Source organism: Actinotignum inguinis (genome assembly GCF_051265835.1).
Lineage (GTDB): Bacteria > Actinomycetota > Actinomycetes > Actinomycetales > Actinomycetaceae > Actinotignum > Actinotignum timonense.
The window spans coordinates 1-990 of sequence record NZ_JBOZDP010000046.1; the positions used below are offsets into that span (position 1 = coordinate 1).

Genomic DNA, 990 nt, shown 5'->3' on the forward strand with positions numbered 1-990 from the left:
CATATACTCGTCTATCGCCTCGCATAACTCATCGGTTGTAGCCCACTTCTTCCCGTGATAAATCTCGGTTTTCATCCGCCCGAAAAACCCCTCACACGCAGAATTATCCGGACTACACCCCTTCTTCGACATCGACCGCGTCAACCCGTAACGCCGCGTAAGCTCAATCCAGGAACCCGCCCGGTAATGGACTCCCCGATCCGAATGAATCACGAGTGGATGCTCACTCTGGCCGGCTTGTAGCTCGTTTAGACGCTGGTGCGGGAGGGTTGCCAGGGCGTTTTCAAGGGAGGAATCAGCCAACACCGAGGTTGGGTGTAATCCCCTCGTATACGCCACAACTTTCCCGTCATAACAGTCAATAATCGGGGAAAGATAAACCTTCCCGTTAGCTGCGTGGAACTCACTGATATCCGTGAGCCAAAGCCGTCCTGGCTCGTCAGCGTGGAAGTCACGCTCGACCAGGTTTTCCGGTGCCGGGCTGATCTCCCCGCCGTAACTAGAGTACTTCCGGCGTGCTTTGGCATACCTGACCGGTATTTCCTCTTCCCGCATCAAGCGCTGGATAACTTTCTCCGAGACCACATACCCAAGCTTTCTAAGCGCTAAACGGATACGCCGATACCCATACGTATACAAGCCCTCGCGCGCGATCTGAGCGATCAACTCACGCAAGCGAGCATGCTTGTCAGGCCGCTCTAGGCGTTTAGCTGTGTAATAGTACGAGCTTGCCGGCAAATCCAAGGTATCTAAGACCATGGCTAGCGGCGTGGTAGAGCGTAGTTGGTTAGCTACCCGTGTTTTCTCTACCGCTTCACTGCGCCCGCCTGTGCGGGCTTTTCCTTTTTTTGCTAGCTCGAGCTGGGCTTTCAAGACGCGTTTCTGCACGATTAAATCGGCTACAAGAGCACGTAATTCTTCCGGGTCTTGGGGTAGCTGGGCTTCCAGTTGGTGGCGGGTTTTCGCTTTGATCTGGTCGCATTCTTTCTC

At 54.2% G+C, this 990-nt stretch carries 1 protein-coding gene; it reads right to left on the reverse strand.

Going from position 1 to position 990, the window contains the following annotated elements; all coding sequences use genetic code 11:
- The coding region (locus tag ACRQFC_RS09215; protein WP_435734678.1) for an IS3 family transposase at positions 1–990 on the reverse strand (990 nt) is incomplete at both ends.